The following is a 16624-nucleotide window of genomic DNA, read 5'->3' as shown; positions in this document are numbered from 1 at the left end:
TGAAAGAGCCTTGGAAACAAGGTTCTTTTTTGTGAAAAAAAATTCTGAAAAAACTGAAAATTTATATTGCCTGAATAGATAAATATATCTATAATATTTCAATGTACAATAGTTATATGAAAATATTTAAATATAATAAAGACGGTTTGTGGACTATGATCAGCTTGTCCTACGTACATAAATAAGTCCTGTCTTGTGCATGGCTTGCTGCCATGTGTTTATTTATGCTCTACATTTGGTTTAATGGCCTAATATTTCAATTTTAAAATATTAGCGTTGAATAATAAAAATTTTTTGGACAACAGGGGTGGAACAAGTGAGTAAGAAAACTGTATTGCCGATTCTCATCGTGCTGCTCATTCTGAGTGGTGGAGCGATTGGCTACTATTATTGGTATCAGGCAACACACTTTGTTAAAAGTGACGATGCGCGCATTCAAGCCGATCAGTATAAGGTGATGCCGCAAATCTCTGGTGAGATTAGCCACATTGATGTTGAAGAAGGCGATGTGCTGCAACGCAATGAACCGATTGCTGAGCAAGATGTATCAGGACTGGATGCAAGCATGATTAGCAAGTCTGTCCTGCGTGCGCCGATTAACGGAACTGTCATTAAGATTTATTCGAAAGAGCATGAAATTGGAACACCGGGTAGCGCTGTAGCGACTATGGTTGATATGAACAACCTGTATGTATCCACAAATATTGAAGAAACCGATATTAACCGTATTAAACCAGGACAGCTTGTTGACATTACGCTTGATGCAGCAGGCAATCAGGTCATTCAGGGTAAGGTCCGTAAAGTGGGCGAAGCTTCCAATGCAGTGTTTTCGCTCGTTCCTGCTGTGAACACAAGTGGTAACTTTAATAAGGTGACTCAACGTGTACCTGTAGAAATTGCTGTGAACAAGCCGAAGGACATGAAGCTTATCCCTGGGACGAACGTGGAAGTAAAAATTCATACATCTTAAAAAGGAGGGGTCCATGTGGCTGCCAATGAAACTGCTGCTGCTCCTTCGACAGATTCTTCCAAAGAACGCTGGCTTGCCTTTTTTGCTATCGTTTTAGGCGCCTTTGTCGCCATTCTGAACAACAGTCTGATCAACGTCGCCATTCCACGATTGACGACGGATTTAGGGTCAACAACGACACGTATTCAGTGGGTTATTACAGGTTACACGCTTGCATCCGGCGTAATCGTCCCGATTACCGGATATATGGAGCAGCGTATCGGGTACAAAAAGTTTTTGATTCTTGCGCTCAGCGTGTTCTCGCTGGGAACAGGAATATGTATTTTTGCATGGAGTGATTCTTCCCTGATTGCAGCGCGTGTACTGGCTGGTCTGGGCGGCGGTGTCATCATGCCGCTGAGTATGACGATTATTTACAAAATCATGCCGCGTGAACAAATCGGGATGTCCCTTGGTATATGGGGGATCGCCGCAATGGCCGCACCAGCTGTAGGGCCTACGCTGAGTGGCTACTTAATTGAATGGTTTAACTGGCGTTTCTTGTTTATTGTCAGTCTGCCGGTTGCTTTATTTGCCATTTTAATGGTCATCCTTCTCATCAAGGAGCCGCCTAAGGTAACGCCGAAACCGTTTGATCTGCCAGGATTCTTACTGGCGGCAACCTGTGCAGGAACACTATTGTACGCACTGACAAACGGTCAACGTGATGGCTGGACTTCGTTTGGGATTGTATCCCTGCTGTTTGTTGCTTTCTGGGCACTTGTCTTTCTCATCTATGTAGAAAGCGGCAAGGATAATGCTGTAATTGAAATTTCATTATTCAAAAATTCAAAATATACGATTAGTGTTATCGCCTCCAGTCTGGTCATGATGGGGATGTACGGAGGAACGTTCCTTACACCGTTGTTTTTGCAAAATATTCAGCGCGTGTCACCGATTGATACTGGTATTATCCTCATTCCACAGGCCATTGCCATGGCGGCCATGATGCCTATCGCCGGGAAGCTGTTCGATAAGTTCGGCATTGTGCCTTTGGGACTTGTAGGCCTGACACTAACCAGCTTTATGACCTATCATCTCCATCAGCTTACGCCAGATACTTCGCATGCCTGGTTGGAAACCGTAATGGCATTGCGGGGTCTGGGAATTGGCATTTGCATGATGCCATTGTCCACGGTCGGCATGAATGCCGTTCATCCGAGTAAGGTAGCCAATGCGTCTACAGCGTCCAATCTGGTACGTACCGTGGCTGCATCTATGGCGATTGCAGTACTGACCGCCATTATGCAAAGCCGTTCAGCTGCTCATGCCCAGCAAATTTCGGAGTCCATTACACAGGACTCAGCTCATACGCTACAGGCGACATTGGGTAGCTCATGGATGTCATCCATAAGTAGTTTAATCACACTGGATGCTACATCGAGAGGAATTGGGGATACGTTCCTCATTTCATCTATACCGCTGTTTTGCACGATTCCACTCATCTTTTTGTTTATTCAGAGGAAGAAAGCAAAGACACAGCCGGAAGCTTAATAAAGAGAAATACAAAAATATCGACTGGATGGCTTACATTATTTCCACGGACAGAAAGAAAGGGAATTATCATGAAAATATTGAGAGTAGAAAGTACATTAGCGGCTTTAGTCCTCGGCGGCGCAGTGCTGGCAGGCTGCTCCAGTAATAGTGGAGCGGCTCAGGACATGGTCGTTCCAGTTAAAATTAGTCAAGCACAGCAGGGGATTATCGGACAGGGAAATATTTATACAGGTACGGTAACACCTTCGGAAACCGTCAATATTGTGCCTAAAGTAGGCGGTAAAGTGGTTGAGCTGCCTGTGGATATTGGTTCTGAGGTTAAAAAGGGTCAGGTCTTGTTCAAGCTGGACGATAAGGATATGCGTAACAATGTTGCAAAAGCTCGCGCAGCCGCAGCCGCAGCAGCAGCTGGCGTAAGTACCGCTCAAGCATCCCATGAATCAACGATGGTTCAAGCAACTTCGGGCTTAGTGCAGTCCAAGAGCGGTGTGATTCAATCCCAAAGCGCAATCAATCAGGCTCAGGGGGCTATTAATCAAGCAACCACAGCCGTAGAACAAGCGACACATAGTGTCTCATCTGCAGCCAATACGGTGAAACAAACACAGCAAGCTTTGGCAGATGCACAAAAGAATGTAACACGTACACAAAGTCTGTTTGATGCTGGTGCGAGCACCCAAGCACAATTAGAACAAGCAAAAACCGCAGTTGTGAATGCAGAAGCGGCTTATAATAATGCACAAAATGCGCAGGCTAATGCAAAAGATCAATTGATAGCGGCTCAAAAGGCCCTAACTACAGCCCGCAACAGCTATGAATCAGCAAAAAATAGCTATAGTAATGCTAATAGCGGCTATAGCAATGCACAAAATCAGCTTAAAGTATCTCAAAATACGGCTGGCATCGAGTCTAGCCAACAATCTCTTAAGCAGGCACAACTGAATGTAAACATTGCTCAGGATGCATTGGATGACACCATTGTTAGATCACCGATCAATGGTATTGTGGGTACGAAAAATGCAGAAGTGGGCGAAATGGTATCCGCTCAGTCTCCTGCGCTAGTCATTGCTAACCTGAGTACGGTTAATACATTGATCTATGTCCCTGCAGAACAGATCAACAATGTGAAAGCAGGTGACAAGGTACAGGTTCGTGTTGCAGCTTCCAACATTGTAACAACAGGCACAGTAAAAAATGTAAGCCCGTTGGATGCAAGCGGAAAAGGTTATCCTGTAAAAATCTCAGTAGCCAATCCAGACATGAAACTGAAATCTGGCATGTTGGCTGATATCAGCTTTGTCGCTGCCAATGCGCAAGAAGGCATTGTTGTTCCTACTGCGGCAGTTCAAAAGGATCAAGGTAAAGAATATGTATATGTAGTAAACGGTGACCATGCGAAACGCAAGGAAGTGAAGACCGTTCAAACGACAGGTTCACAAACACTCATTACCAGTGGCTTGAGCAAAGAAGAGAATGTGATCGTGAATAATCTGGCATTGCTGTCCGATAACTCACCGATTACAATTACCCAATAAGTTGGTTCTAAACTTGCGTTCTTTATAATAGTAGAAATTTATTATGGATACGTTCCAAGGCAGCCCCTAAGTGGGCTGTCTTGTTTTTATTTCATTAGCACATTTTACATAGGATTAATGTCGATCTGGGACTTTTTTTGACGAACATTGGTAGAATAGGATAGACTAAATTGGAAATAGATAGTTTACGAGATCTGAGACAAGCGATCGGAGGAATTGTGAGATGGAAGTGAAATTGGTTGTGGACTATGAAGCTTATGAGAATGGCCAAACGATGGCCAAGTCTATTGAAGAACTGGCAGCCAAGCCGGAGAGTGCCCAAGTTACGGATCTGATCATTGGAGATTGGGGCGGCGCCTATGAAAATTCACCAGATGATTTTATACCGGTGTTAGTGAAGCTAAAAGATCAATTTCCTAAGGTGCGCAAGCTGTTTATTGGTGATATGGAATATGATGAATGTGAGGTTTCATGGATTAACCAAACGAATCTTTCCCCGCTATTAGAAGCGTTTCCAAAGCTTGAATCCTTATATATCAAAGGAAGCCAGGACCTGAGTCTGGAACCACTTCGTCATAATCATCTTCAGGAATTGGTTATTATTTGTGGCGGTCTGCCTGTGAGCGTTCTTCAACAAATCCGTAATGCCGAACTGCCTGAATTGCGCAAGCTGGAGCTGTATTTGGGTGTCGAGGACTATGGTTTTGACGGTAATCTGAAAGATATTTTACCGTTTTTGGACAGCAATCCTTTTCCCAAACTTACATACTTGGGACTCAAAGACAGTGAAATACAGGATGAAATTGCAATTGCTGCTGCTAATGCACCTGTGATTGGACAACTGGAGGTGCTGGATCTCTCACAAGGTACATTGTCCGATCAAGGTGCAGAAGCGTTGCTGGCTAGTGAAAGCATAAAAGGGCTAAAGCATCTGGATTTGAGCTATCATTATATGTCTAGTGAAATGATGGAGCGCTGGAAAAGCTCAGGTTTATCTGTGAACGTAGAGGATCAACAAGAAGCAGATGAAGAAGATGATTGGCGTTATCCTTCACTGACAGAGTAATCTGCTCCAATGGATTTATAAAACGGGATGATTTTAAAATTAATAAGAAATTAAAGTGAGGCGGCTCTATAGTTATGATGTGGGATAGAAATGTCAACGAGCCGTTTATCTTGTTCGGTAATCCGGGGAATCGTCGAACTACAGGGATTCAGGAGGCGCGAAGCAGATTAAAGCTTCCGTCCGCTCTGGAGGTTTCATATATAGATGTATTAAGAGCTATTAGCCAGAAACAGAGTCTGAGCGAGCTGATGGTCAGGATAGCTGCACAAGCTGCGCAAGATAGCGTGAATGACAGTATCCATGTGCAAAAGAGCATTGATCAATTACTGGCAGGAAGGGCAGACAGAGGCCCGCTGCTACGCCTGGATGCACCGGGCGAAAACTTTGAGGTAGAGCGAGAGTTGATTGCTCTGGGCGCCCCGGATGCCGAGGGAGACGATTCTCTGTTGCCATGGCCGGAATGGGCACATGGCACAGGTATACTGGCGGCAGAAGCGACCCGTCTACAGGAGCAGCATGGTCGCATTTGGCACCCGGCACAATGGTTCCGGGGCTATTGCCGTCTGCTGGCTTGGCTGCGGCATGAAGTAGATCGGCTCTGGCCATCGTCACGCTGGATGAACGATCCTGCGGAAGTGGCTGTGATGTTTGACAAACGGCGTTGTAGCGCTGTATTAGACCAGGCAGACATTAGGGTCCCGCCTGTGCTTACAGCTTCAGGCGGTGCATTGCGTGATGCTGTCGATCTGCATACAGCTATGAAAGAGAGTGGGTTTCACCGCGTATTTGTGAAAATATTTTGCGGGTCGGGTGCTTCTGGTGTTATGGCATATCAGGTACATCCCAAGACAAATGCAGAGCTGGCGGTAACTACGATTGGAACAGAGATCATACACGGACAGCGTGTGTACTATAATGCCGGACGATTGCGTCGTTATACGGACAAGCAGGACATTCATGCCATCCTTAACTGGCTATGTTCGGAAGGGGTACATGTGGAACGCTGGATTCCCAAAGCGACCCTGAACGGACGCATTTATGATGTGCGTCAACTCGTGTGTGAATCAGAGGCTTGTCATGCGGTTTTACGTTTGAGTCACAGCCCTATTACAAATCTACATTTGCGTAATGAGCGACTCTCGCTGAACGAAGCCGGACTACCACAGAGTACGATAGAATCGGTCCAGCATACTGCAAAAGCCGCCATGAGAGTTTTTCCAGCGTCCATGGTTGCTGGACTGGATGTGCTCGTTCCGGCTCACGGTGGGCGTCCCTATGTATTGGATGTTAATCCGTTTGGTGATTTACTGTACCGGGTTGAACATCAGGGTTGGAATCCATATGAATGGGAAATGCTGCACCTTGCTAATAGGAGCGTAGTTTTGGAAAGGAAAGACAGATAATGACTGATATGAATCAAATTGTCGGCTCTCATGATATTGTCATGATTACGCTGGATACCCTGCGTTATGACGTAGCCAAGCTGGAGGAAGAAAACTGTCCGAATTTATGTGGCTCGGGGTCGTGGGAAAAGCGCCATACACCAGGGAGCTTTACATATGCTGCACACCATGCTTTTTTTGGCGGTTTTTTACCGACTCCGGCCAATACGGATAAGGCTTCACATGTCAGGCTGTTTCACACAAAGGATACGGGACTGCGTACGCATCCACATACCTGGCTGTTTGATGCTTCGGACATTGTGTCCGGGCTGGAGAACGAGGGCTATCGGACCATCTGTATCGGCGGCGTTATTTTTTTCACGAAGAAGAACAAGCTGGCCAAGGTGCTGCCCGGATATTTTCAAGAGAGCTACTGGCGCATGAACTTTGGCGTTACCAACCCCCGTTCAACAGAACATCAGGTGAATCACGCTTTGAAGCTGCTGGAGAAGGCAGACCCTGCAGAGCGCTTGTTTTTGTTTCTGAATGTATCAGCCATCCATGGGCCTAATCATTATTTTATAAAGGGCTCTTCAAAAGATTCAGTAGAGTCTCAACGAGCAGCTTTGCGGTATGTGGATGGTGAACTTGGACGTTTGTTTGATGCTTTGCGGAAGCGGGGCAAGACGTTTTGCATGGCTTTTTCCGATCATGGTACAGCTTATGGGGAAGACGGCTACGAAGGGCATCGCCTGGCGCATGAGGTAGTGTGGAATGTGCCTTACCGCGAATTTATACTGTAGAACAAAAAAGAAACGTAGATTGCACTGGTAAAATATCAAGAATCCAATCCAGCGCGAGGAAGGAGCAGAAATGAAAGCCATGAATGTGAATCACCTGCATCCAATGGGCGCAGCAACCCAGACTTCTCCGGGAATGGACACAAATTTAATAACGTCTGGATTTCAGTGGCCGGATACTCCTGTAGAATGGGCACGCACAATCCGAGAGGCTCCCTATCGCTCCTATCTTTACTCTTACCCGCATAAAACGGCCTATCGTTCGTTCGATACACCGCTCTCATTGCAGGAATTGTGGGAGAAAGAAGAGTTGGAAAGCTATTTTTTGTATATGCATATACCGTTTTGCGCAGCTCGCTGTGGATTTTGTAACCTGTTCACTTTGCCGGACAAGCGTCAGGATGTGCACAAGGAGTATGTGGATGCGCTAGAAAGACAAGCTCGGCAATGGGCCCCAATTATGGGAGGTCGACCATTTTCGCGTTTTGCGATTGGCGGCGGTACACCGACCTTATTGGAGGCTCCTTTGGTAGAGCGTTTATTTGACATTGCGGAAAATATTATGGGATTGGACCCCAAACGAGCTTCTATTTCAGTCGAAACCTCTCCCGACACTGTAACTGAGGATAGGCTGGAAGTGCTCAAGCGCCGGGGTACAGATCGTGTCAGCATGGGAATCCAGAGCTTTGTGGAATCAGAAAGTGCCGCCATATACCGACCTCAGAAGCCCAAGCTTGTTAGAGAAGCACTTGAGCGGTTGGTAGAATACAATTTTCCTTTGCTCAACGTGGATCTAATTTATGGTCTGCCTGGTCAGACGGTGGAAACCTGGCTGTATTCTCTCGAGGAAGCCCTGTCCTATTCGCCAGGAGAAATCTTCCTTTACCCTCTATACATTCGAGAAAATACGATCTTAAAGCCCGGCTATACTGGGCTGGATCATGATATTCGCCTTAGCTTGTATGAAGTAGCACGCGAACGACTCAAACAGGCAGGATATGTACAATATTCCATGCGCCGTTTTGCAAAAAATGAGGATACATCCAGCAAAGAGCTTTTACCCTACAGTTGCCAGGAGGAGGGTATGGCTGGACTGGGGTGTGGTGCGCGTTCTTATACACGCGATGTACACTATGCGAGCCGGTATGGTGTCAGTACAGCAGCTACACGTAGTATTATCGCGGATTATGTGGCGGCGGAGCGTCATGATCTGGCTGACTACGGCTTTATTTTAAATGCGGATGAGCGTAAGCGGCGCTTTATCCTGAAGGCGCTTCTTCATCGGGAGGGATTGGAGCTATGTACCTATGCAGAACGCTTCGGTGTATCCCTGGAAGACGATTTTACAGGAATGTCGCTGCTGCTGGAATCGGGTATGGCTGTGGTCGAGGAGGGCACGCTTCGACTTACGGAGGAAGGAATGGCCTATTCCGATGCGATTGGAGATTGGATGATCTCCACATCAGTACGTGAGCGTATGGAAGGATATGTAGGCGTATGAGAGCGACCTTATACTATCGTGGCTCGTTGACCTCGTGCAACTATGCATGCCCTTACTGCCCATTCAGTAAAAACGTCGATAGTCGGGAAACGTTGAATAAGGATCGGGCGCAGTTGGAGCATTTTGCTGATTGGGTACGGGAGCAGGGAGCTTTGGGGCACCAGCTCTCCATTTTTTTTAATCCGTATGGAGAAGCCTTGATTCATTCTTGGTATCGTAAGGCTATGATTGAGTTTTCTCATATGGCGCATGTGGAAAAAGTGGCGGTACAGACGAATCTATCGGCTAAGCTGGATTGGACAAAAGAACTAAATCCAAATACGGCTGCGCTGTGGGCTACATACCATCCTGGAGAAACCAAAGAGCAAGCTTTTATATCGCAGGCTCTGAAGCTATATGAACTTGGCATCTCCTATAGTGTCGGTACAGTCGGATTAAGACAGGCGTTCCCGGCTATTCGTTCTTTGCGAACACAACTTCCAAAAGAGGTTTATATGTGGGTCAACGCCTACAAGGACCGACCCCATTATTATACGGATGCCGAGGTTGCTGAATTAACCGCGATAGATCCCTATTTTCAATGGAATTTAAAAGATTATAGCAGTCAGGGACGAGCATGTCGCGCGGGAGAAGATGTATTTTACGTCCAAGGCGACGGGCGAGTAAAACACTGCTATCAGGATCGACGTGTGATTGGGCACCTGTACAGAGACGGTCTGGAGGGGCTGAGCGCCCAGCGTCCGTGCCGGATGAAAGAATGCGGGTGTTATATCGGTTATATCCACATGGAGGAGCAGCCATTTCGGGAAATGTACGGCAGCGGCTTGCTCGAAAGGGTGCCGCATGCAACTATGATGACCTATTAGAGAGAAACGAGCAAAAAAAGAACCGACCCTTGCCATCAGGCAAAGGTCGGTTCTTCTGTTTTGAAATAAGTTTGTACGATTGGCCTATGCAATTTAATTAAGTTTGGACAATAGCAGTAATTTCTTCATCCAGATCCAATCTAACCTGCTCGCGATAGGCACGAATATTGTATTCGGAATGAAGATATCTCAGAATAGCTTCAATCATATTGGCTTCCACCAGATATTGACTGCGTCCCTGGACATGAACTTCGGCAGTATAGCCTGTGTCCTCATCCCAGCTTAGCTCCACAACCACATCTGTGGGTTGTACGCCCTTGCGTTCAGCCATGTGCAGGCAAATGGCATTGACAATCTCATCCATGCTTAAAATCATAACTTAGTAACGTCCTCCACGAGAATCATCTGGTCTACGGCGATTTTTGATAGCTCGGTAGATACCTACACCAACCATAATCAGGACATAAATAGCTAGAACGTTAACGGCTAGGCCAAGCAAGCTACCCAATGCACCCATGTTGCCGAACAATCCGCCGAAAAGCATACCTGCCAAGCCACCCAGCATCATACCTTTGAGGAAGCCACCACCGCCACCGAGGAATCCACCAGTTCTGCTTGTGTTGCCTGTAGCAGCACTAGATTTAGTTCCACTATCAGACTTATTGATGCCGCTGCTGTCATTCGCCTTGCTTGGTGTAGATTGGTATGATTTTGGTCCGGATTTAAATCCGCCACCACGCCTTGCATCAGCTGTAGATGGTGCGATCATAGCAATGAGTAGGGTGAAAGCCATCATTAGCATCATCATATTTTTCAAAGTGAATGTCTTTTTCATGTAAATATAATCCCCCTTAGTAATTTGCGTTATAGGTCAAACAACCGCTTACCCGTAATACGATATAACATGGAAAAGGGTTTCAAAGAATTTTAAATTTTAAAAAATTAAACGATAACATACATAAATCCTACACACGGGTTGATAAAAGCACTCAGCTTTAGGGTTTAAGTAAAAACGGATTAGTGTCCGCTCTAACATCACCGGCTAGCAGCATGCGCAGCACCATTTGGCACCATTCCAGGCCTGCTCTAGCATTCAAAAGCCCTTTTTGCACTAAAATATAGTCACCAAAGTTCTTACTGCCAAAGTGTAAATTTTCTGCGGGAATGTCGTTCAGAATATCCTCCAGATGCCGGATTTTCTGAATAAAATAACGTTTCCGTTCCTCCAACATACGATTGGCACTCGTTTTGTCCGTCAACCAGAGACAGAATAGTCGAAGGCTTAATTCGTCCCGCGTAACCGGAGCAGCCAACGTTTCCTGAGACCATTGCTGAAGCATATGGATTCCCTTGTCGGTAATGGTATACATTTTTTTATCTGGCTTGTCGGACTGCTGAATCCATCGGGAGGCTAGCAGTTCCTTGCTCTCCATACGGGCCAGTAGTGGATAGATCTGACTGTGCTTGGCCTGCCAAAAAGGCTGGATACGCAACATCAGATCATAGCCGGAGGATTCCTCTCTGGCGAGAAGCCCCAACAGACCATACGATAGTAAATTCATATATCTTATCTCCTTCATCCATCTTAGTAACGGTTGTAACAGCTCTGCGGCAGGTAATATGCGGCTTCATAAAAAGTGTACACTGAAACTGTATGGTTTGACAACTTTCACACTGGTCGTTCACAGGTTAGCCAAAAATAGCTGGGGTCATTCGGTATGTATATGTGCTTTTTTTCATAGAAACAGGGTAGTTTAAGCACGTATGTACGCGCCTGAACTACCCTGGTAACTAGACATAGTGTTTACTGGTTATTCCCATCAACAACAAGAGTTAACGCTCCTGTATCTGGATGTATTACCATACCATGGACGGGCGTATTTGGAGGGAGAAGGGGGTGGTTCTTAATAAGCTTCACTGTAGTCTGCACCCCTTCTTCAATGTTGTCAAAACCTTTCAACCATTTATTCAGCTTAATACCTGAGTTCTCCAATGTACTCAGCACTTCCTGCGAAATTCCGCGATCAAGCATTTCATTAACCATGTGATCAGCATTCAATGCAGCCATGCCGCATTCATAATGACCTACAACGAGTACTTCGTCTGCTCCTAGCTCATATAGAGCGACTAGCACACTGCGCATTACACTTCCAAAAGGCTGTGAAATAATGGCACCTGCATTTTTGATAATTTTGACATCACCGTTACGCAGGTTCATGGCTTTGGGGAGCAACTCCGTTAGCCGTGTATCCATACAGGTTATGATGACCATTTTTTTATTAGGGAACTTGCCTGTTCTATAGGCCTCGTATTCTTTGTTTTCTACGAAAACACGATTGTACTCTAAAATTTCTTGGATGTGATCCACGATTGTTCCCTCCAGATTCTAATAAAGTTTAATATGTACAGCCCAACGTTTGATTCAGGTATTAGGAGCTGGTCGTACATGTTGTGTGTTGATTATACTTTTTAATATAATTATCATCAAGTATAGGTAATGTAAAGTTTTAACCATTTTAAGTTAAAGAGGTGACCCTAATTATGGAGCAACAGACGTTGGATCAATGGACGGCTTTAAAAGAAATTGCACACAAAATCAGCGGTTATGGCGAAGCTGTCGGCTTGCTGCACTGGGATTTACGGACAGGCGCTCCACGCAAGGGCGTTGACATTCGGTCGGAGACGTTGGGCATGCTATCCACGGAAATGTTCAAGCTGATGATCTCGGATGAAATGGGGCAGTTGCTGCAATTTTTTGCTGCAAAAGACAAGCTGGAGCAACTGGAGGACAATGATCGCAGATTGGTAGAGGAATGTCGCAAAAATTATGATCTGAATTGTTCGGTTCCGGCAGACCGCTACCGGGAGTATAGCATTTTAGCGGCTCAGGCTGAAAGCAAGTGGGAGGAAGCGAAGGAACATAGCGACTTTGCGGGATTCGAACCGTACTTGTCTAAAATCGTAGACATGAAGCGAGAGTTTATCGGCTACTGGGGGGTTAAGGATACAGAGTACGACACGCTTTTGGATCAATATGAGCCAGGGATGACGGTTGAAAAGCTGGATGCTGTCTTTGATCGTCTTAAAAAGCGCCTTGTACCCCTATTGTCTAAAATTCAGGCTTCACCCAACCAGCCGGATAAGAGCTTTTTAGACGGTGTATTTGATGTGGAGCAGCAGGAAAAGTTCAGTCTGTTTATTTTAGAACAGATGGGCTATGACTTTGACGCAGGTCGTTTGGATGAGAGTGTGCATCCCTTTGCGACAGGGTTAAATCCTGGTGATGTGCGCATAACAACACATTATTTGCAAGACGATGTAACCAGTGCTATTTTCAGCTCCCTACATGAAGGAGGCCATGCACTGTACGAACAAAATATTGCTCCTGAGCTGGCAGGATCACTACTGTCCGGAGGAACATCCATGGGGATTCATGAATCCCAGTCCCGCTTGTGGGAAAATAAAATCGGACGCAGTCGTGCTTTCTGGGATCGGTATTACGATGAATTGCAAAAGCACTTTCCTGATCGTTTAGCGAAGGTCACGGCAGAGCAATTTTACCGGGCAGTCAACCGCGTGGAAAATTCATTGATTCGTATTGAAGCGGATGAGCTGACATATAATTTACATATCATTGTCCGTTATGAAATTGAGAAAATGCTGTTTAATGAAAAGCTGGATGTAAAGCGTCTCCCCGAGGTGTGGAATGCAAAATATAAAGAATACCTGGGGATTCTTCCCCCGAACGATGGGCTGGGCGTACTTCAAGACGTTCACTGGTCCGGCGGTGATTTTGGTTATTTTGCTTCTTACTCGCTTGGCAATATGTATGCAGCACAAATTTTGGCGACTCTGCGCAAGGAGCTGCCGAACCTGGATGAGCTAATTGCTGCTGGTGAGCTGGAGCCGATCAAGCAATGGTTGACTGAACGGATTTACCGTTACGGCAAGAGCCGGACGCCGTCTGAGTTGATTGTAGCCATTACGGGTGAGGATCTGAACCCTGATTATCTTGCTGATTATCTGGAAGAGAAATATACATCCATATACAAGTTGTAATTTAGAAGTTCTCATATATTGCATACAAAAATCCCGCGTTCTTAGGCAAATGCGGGATTTTTGTATGCAATTAACCATTATATCGACAGCCGCATAACAATATATGAAGTCAACGATGCAAAGAGGTGGGGAGGGAACAAGGATGAAAAACGGCGCTCGTTTCAAAGCAGTGGTGGCTGCGGCACTACTCGGATTACTGTTGCTCAGTGGTTGTGCCCCTAAGGGAGAGCAAACGATTGAGATCAGACTTGGCGAGGTAGCCCGTACGGTCTTTTATGCGCCGCAGTATGTAGCCTTGAGCCAGGGGATGTTTGCTCAGGAGGGACTGGATGTCCAACTGGCTACGATCCCCGGGGGAGACAAGGCGATGACGGCGTTGTTGTCCAATCAGGCAGATATCGCGCTGATCGGCGCGGAAACATCTATTTATGTGTATCAGCAAGGAGCAGAGGACCCTATCATTAATTTCGCTCAGCTGACACAGAAGGACGGAACCTTTTTGTTTGCTCGGCAAACAAAGGATAGCTTTGACTGGGAAAAGCTGAAACAACAAAATTTTTTGGGACAACGCAAGGGCGGAATGCCACAAATGTCACTTGAATTTACGCTTCGCAAACACGGCATTGATCCTCATAAGGATCTGAAGCTGATTCAAAATATTGATTTTGCCAATGTCGCCTCTGCTTTTGGTTCGGGTACAGGGGATTATGTGCAGCTGTTTGAGCCACAGGCATCTATTTTTGAAAAGGAAGGTCGAGGTCGGGTAGTTGCCTCTATCGGCGTAGAGAGTGGCGAGTTGCCGTATACGGTATATATGGCGAAGCAAAGCTATCTAAATACCAATAGCGAAGCCGCACAGAAATTTACAAATGCCATATATCGGGCACAGCAGTGGATTGCTGCGCATTCACCTGAACAGATCGCCGAAGCCATTACACCTTATTTTAAGGATACAGAATTAGCTGTTTTGACGAGTAGTATCAAGCGATACAAGGAACAGAGTACCTATGCTATGAACCCGATGATTGAGGAAAAGGAATGGAAGAACCTACAGGATGTCATGGCCTCGGCGGGTGAGCTGAAAAGCCCAGTTGCACTAGATAAGCTGGTAAATCCAAGCTTTGCAAAACAGGCGATCTCCTCCAACTCTATCGGGAATACTGAGACAGATGTGAAAAAGAGCACAACTAAAGCTACGGATACAGCTGTCGATGCTGGGGGTTCACCATGATGGAGAAACAGAGTGGTCTCACTGCGGATGTGACGATCCCGATGGTGAGAATGAAGCAAGTGACCCATGTGTACGTGACGGATCGGGAAGCTTCACTTGCGGTTGAGAATATCGATTTTTCCGTAAATACAGGGGAATTTGTCAGTTTAGTCGGTCCAAGTGGCTGCGGTAAAACGACGATCCTGTCTATGATCGCCGGGCTGCTGCGTCCAGCGGCAGGTCAAGTTATGCTACAAGGTCAGCCGGTAAGTGGCCCGAGCCCTGAGGTCGGTTACATGTTGCAGCAGGACTACCTCTTCCCTTGGCGGACGATAATGGATAATGCGTTATTAGGTCTGGAACTAAGCAACAGAGTAGATGAAGCTGCACGTGAGCGGACACGATTATTGCTGGAAGGCATGGGTTTGGGAGGAAAGGAGCATTTGCATCCATCCCAGTTGTCTGGAGGAATGCGCCAGCGTGTGGCGCTGGTACGGACGCTGGCGACTAATCCGGGACTGCTGCTGCTGGATGAGCCGTTCTCCGCGCTGGATTATCAAACCAAGCTACAACTGGAGGACCTTGTTGTGCAAACCTTGCGTGAGCGAGAGAAAACGGCGATTTTAGTCACGCACGATTTGGCCGAGGCGATTGCAGTCAGCGACCGGGTTATAGTGATGGGGCGAAATCCTGGTCATATCCGGCGTACCTTTGAAATTCCGGATTCCATACGGGAAGCCCAACCTTTTTATGCACGCGAGCAGCCGGGCTTTAATGAGCTTTTTCATGAAATATGGGGGGAACTGGAGGCTTCGGGAGCAAAGGAGTGAGTTAACGTATGAAGAACGAAGCTGATCAGCTTGAGCAACGATGGATTCAAGGACTGCATCAGACGTATTTGCGTAACAGGCGTTTGCAAAAGTGGTTAGTAACAGGTGTGCAGACAGCTATTTTGCTGCTTTTATTTGTATTGTGGGAAATTGCAGGTCGTTTGAAGTGGATTGATGTACTGTTGTTTAGCTACCCTAGCAAAATTTTCACACAGATTGGTAAGGATGCGGTCAGCGGTGAATTATGGGGGCATGTAGGTGTCACTGTTGGAGAAACGATGGCAGGTTTTTTACTTGGCACACTGCTCGGTACACTGCTGGCGGTACTTATTTGGTGGTCGCCGTTTTTGTCGAGGGTGCTTGACCCGTATATGGTCGTGTTTAACAGTATGCCCAAGGTAGCGCTGGGTCCGATTTTTATCGTCATGTTTGGGGCAGGTTTTACCGCAATTCTGATGACGACCCTCTCCATTACGGTTATCATTACGACACTAGTGGTGTACAACAGCTTTCAGGAAGTCGATTCGAATTTGATCAAAGTGGTTCGCACGTTTGGAGGTTCACGCCGTGATACGTTTCAAAAGGTAATTTTGCCTGCATCCTTTCCCGCAATTGTCTCTACGCTAAAAGTGAATGTCGGCATGGCGTGGGTTGGCGTGATTGTTGGTGAATTTTTGGTGGCTAAAAACGGCTTAGGCTATTTGATTATTTATGGTTTTCAGGTATTCAATTTTACGCTGGTCATGTCCAGTTTGTTGATCATTGCTGTCGTAGCTACACTGATGTATCAGGCAGTCGTGTATGTGGAGCACCGCCTGCTTTCGGGTCGCCCACATCGATAATTATTAAATTTCTGAATATTTGTGTAA

At 46.2% G+C, this 16624-nt stretch carries 16 protein-coding genes; 12 read left to right on the top strand and 4 right to left on the bottom strand.

The genetic code is table 11. From position 1 onward, the window contains the following. The first annotated feature begins 316 nt into the window (after positions 1-316). The 8 genes from ACN6NF_RS13775 to ACN6NF_RS13740 all read left to right on the top strand — a co-directional run bounded on the left by ACN6NF_RS13775 (position 317) and on the right by ACN6NF_RS13740 (position 9656). On the top strand, positions 317-970 hold the full coding sequence (locus ACN6NF_RS13775) for an HlyD family secretion protein (RefSeq protein ID WP_474318191.1): 654 nt from the start codon (positions 317-319) through the stop codon (positions 968-970). A gap of 15 nt (positions 971-985) precedes the next feature. Then, on the top strand, positions 986-2503 hold the full coding sequence (locus ACN6NF_RS13770; RefSeq protein ID WP_474318190.1) for a DHA2 family efflux MFS transporter permease subunit: 1518 nt from the start codon (positions 986-988) through the stop codon (positions 2501-2503). Positions 2504-2574: 71 nt separating this feature from the next. Further along, positions 2575-4041, top strand: a complete 1467-nt coding sequence (locus ACN6NF_RS13765) for an efflux RND transporter periplasmic adaptor subunit (RefSeq protein WP_474318189.1) — start codon at positions 2575-2577, stop codon at positions 4039-4041. A gap of 223 nt (positions 4042-4264) precedes the next feature. Then, a complete protein-coding gene (locus tag ACN6NF_RS13760; protein WP_474318188.1) occupies positions 4265-5107 on the top strand; it encodes an STM4015 family protein in 843 nt (280 codons plus the stop codon). A 68-nt stretch (positions 5108-5175) separates the two neighbouring features. Next, positions 5176-6510 carry an STM4014 family protein gene (locus ACN6NF_RS13755; protein WP_474319059.1) on the top strand — a complete coding sequence of 445 codons (1335 nt, stop codon included), beginning with the start codon at positions 5176-5178 and terminating at the stop codon, positions 6508-6510. Further along, the gene (locus tag ACN6NF_RS13750; protein WP_474318187.1) at positions 6510-7292 is read left to right on the top strand and encodes an STM4013/SEN3800 family hydrolase; all 783 of its coding nucleotides are present in this window, start codon (positions 6510-6512) and stop codon (positions 7290-7292) included. Before ACN6NF_RS13755 ends, ACN6NF_RS13750 begins: the two co-directional genes overlap by 1 nt. Positions 7293-7362: 70 nt before the next feature. Further along, on the top strand, positions 7363-8790 hold the full coding sequence (locus ACN6NF_RS13745) for an STM4012 family radical SAM protein (RefSeq protein WP_474318186.1): 1428 nt from the start codon (positions 7363-7365) through the stop codon (positions 8788-8790). Then, the gene (locus ACN6NF_RS13740; protein ID WP_474318185.1) at positions 8787-9656 is read left to right on the top strand and encodes an STM4011 family radical SAM protein; all 870 of its coding nucleotides are present in this window, start codon (positions 8787-8789) and stop codon (positions 9654-9656) included. The genes ACN6NF_RS13745 and ACN6NF_RS13740 overlap by 4 nt, the downstream gene beginning before the upstream one ends. Positions 9657-9753: 97 nt before the next feature. Here the strand turns inward: ACN6NF_RS13740 and ACN6NF_RS13735 are convergent, their stop codons facing one another. From ACN6NF_RS13735 to ACN6NF_RS13720, 4 genes are all read right to left on the bottom strand, one after another. Further along, complete coding sequence (locus ACN6NF_RS13735) at positions 9754-10032, bottom strand: YxcD family protein (RefSeq protein ID WP_017427605.1); 279 nt, start codon at positions 10030-10032, stop codon at positions 9754-9756. Between the two features lie 3 nt (positions 10033-10035). Further along, positions 10036-10491 carry a hypothetical protein gene (locus ACN6NF_RS13730; RefSeq protein WP_013371562.1) on the bottom strand — a complete coding sequence of 152 codons (456 nt, stop codon included), beginning with the start codon at positions 10489-10491 and terminating at the stop codon, positions 10036-10038. Between the two features lie 160 nt (positions 10492-10651). Further along, positions 10652-11218 carry a PadR family transcriptional regulator gene (locus ACN6NF_RS13725; RefSeq protein ID WP_474318184.1) on the bottom strand — a complete coding sequence of 189 codons (567 nt, stop codon included), beginning with the start codon at positions 11216-11218 and terminating at the stop codon, positions 10652-10654. Between the two features lie 242 nt (positions 11219-11460). Then, entirely contained in the window at positions 11461-12024 is a 564-nt protein-coding gene (locus tag ACN6NF_RS13720) for a beta-class carbonic anhydrase (RefSeq protein WP_016822107.1), read from the bottom strand. A gap of 173 nt (positions 12025-12197) precedes the next feature. Between ACN6NF_RS13720 and ACN6NF_RS13715 the strand changes: the two genes are divergently transcribed. The 4 genes from ACN6NF_RS13715 (at position 12198) to ACN6NF_RS13700 (ending at position 16597) form a co-directional block, all read left to right on the top strand. Continuing rightward, positions 12198-13715, top strand: coding sequence for a carboxypeptidase M32 (locus ACN6NF_RS13715; RefSeq protein ID WP_474318183.1), 1518 nt, complete (start codon positions 12198-12200; stop codon positions 13713-13715). Between the two features lie 142 nt (positions 13716-13857). Continuing rightward, positions 13858-14946, top strand: coding sequence for an ABC transporter substrate-binding protein (locus ACN6NF_RS13710; RefSeq protein WP_474318182.1), 1089 nt, complete (start codon positions 13858-13860; stop codon positions 14944-14946). Continuing rightward, positions 14943-15755: an ABC transporter ATP-binding protein gene (locus tag ACN6NF_RS13705; RefSeq protein WP_474318181.1), complete on the top strand. Its 813-nt coding sequence runs from the start codon at positions 14943-14945 to the stop codon at positions 15753-15755. The genes ACN6NF_RS13710 and ACN6NF_RS13705 overlap by 4 nt, the downstream gene beginning before the upstream one ends. Positions 15756-15763: 8 nt before the next feature. Then, a complete protein-coding gene (locus ACN6NF_RS13700; RefSeq protein ID WP_474318180.1) occupies positions 15764-16597 on the top strand; it encodes an ABC transporter permease in 834 nt (277 codons plus the stop codon). The last annotated feature ends 27 nt before the right edge of the window (positions 16598-16624 follow it).

The organism is Paenibacillus sp. TSM33 (assembly GCF_056099025.1).
Note: the sequence above shows the minus strand (reverse complement) of the source record. Positions and strands in the feature narration are given on the sequence as shown.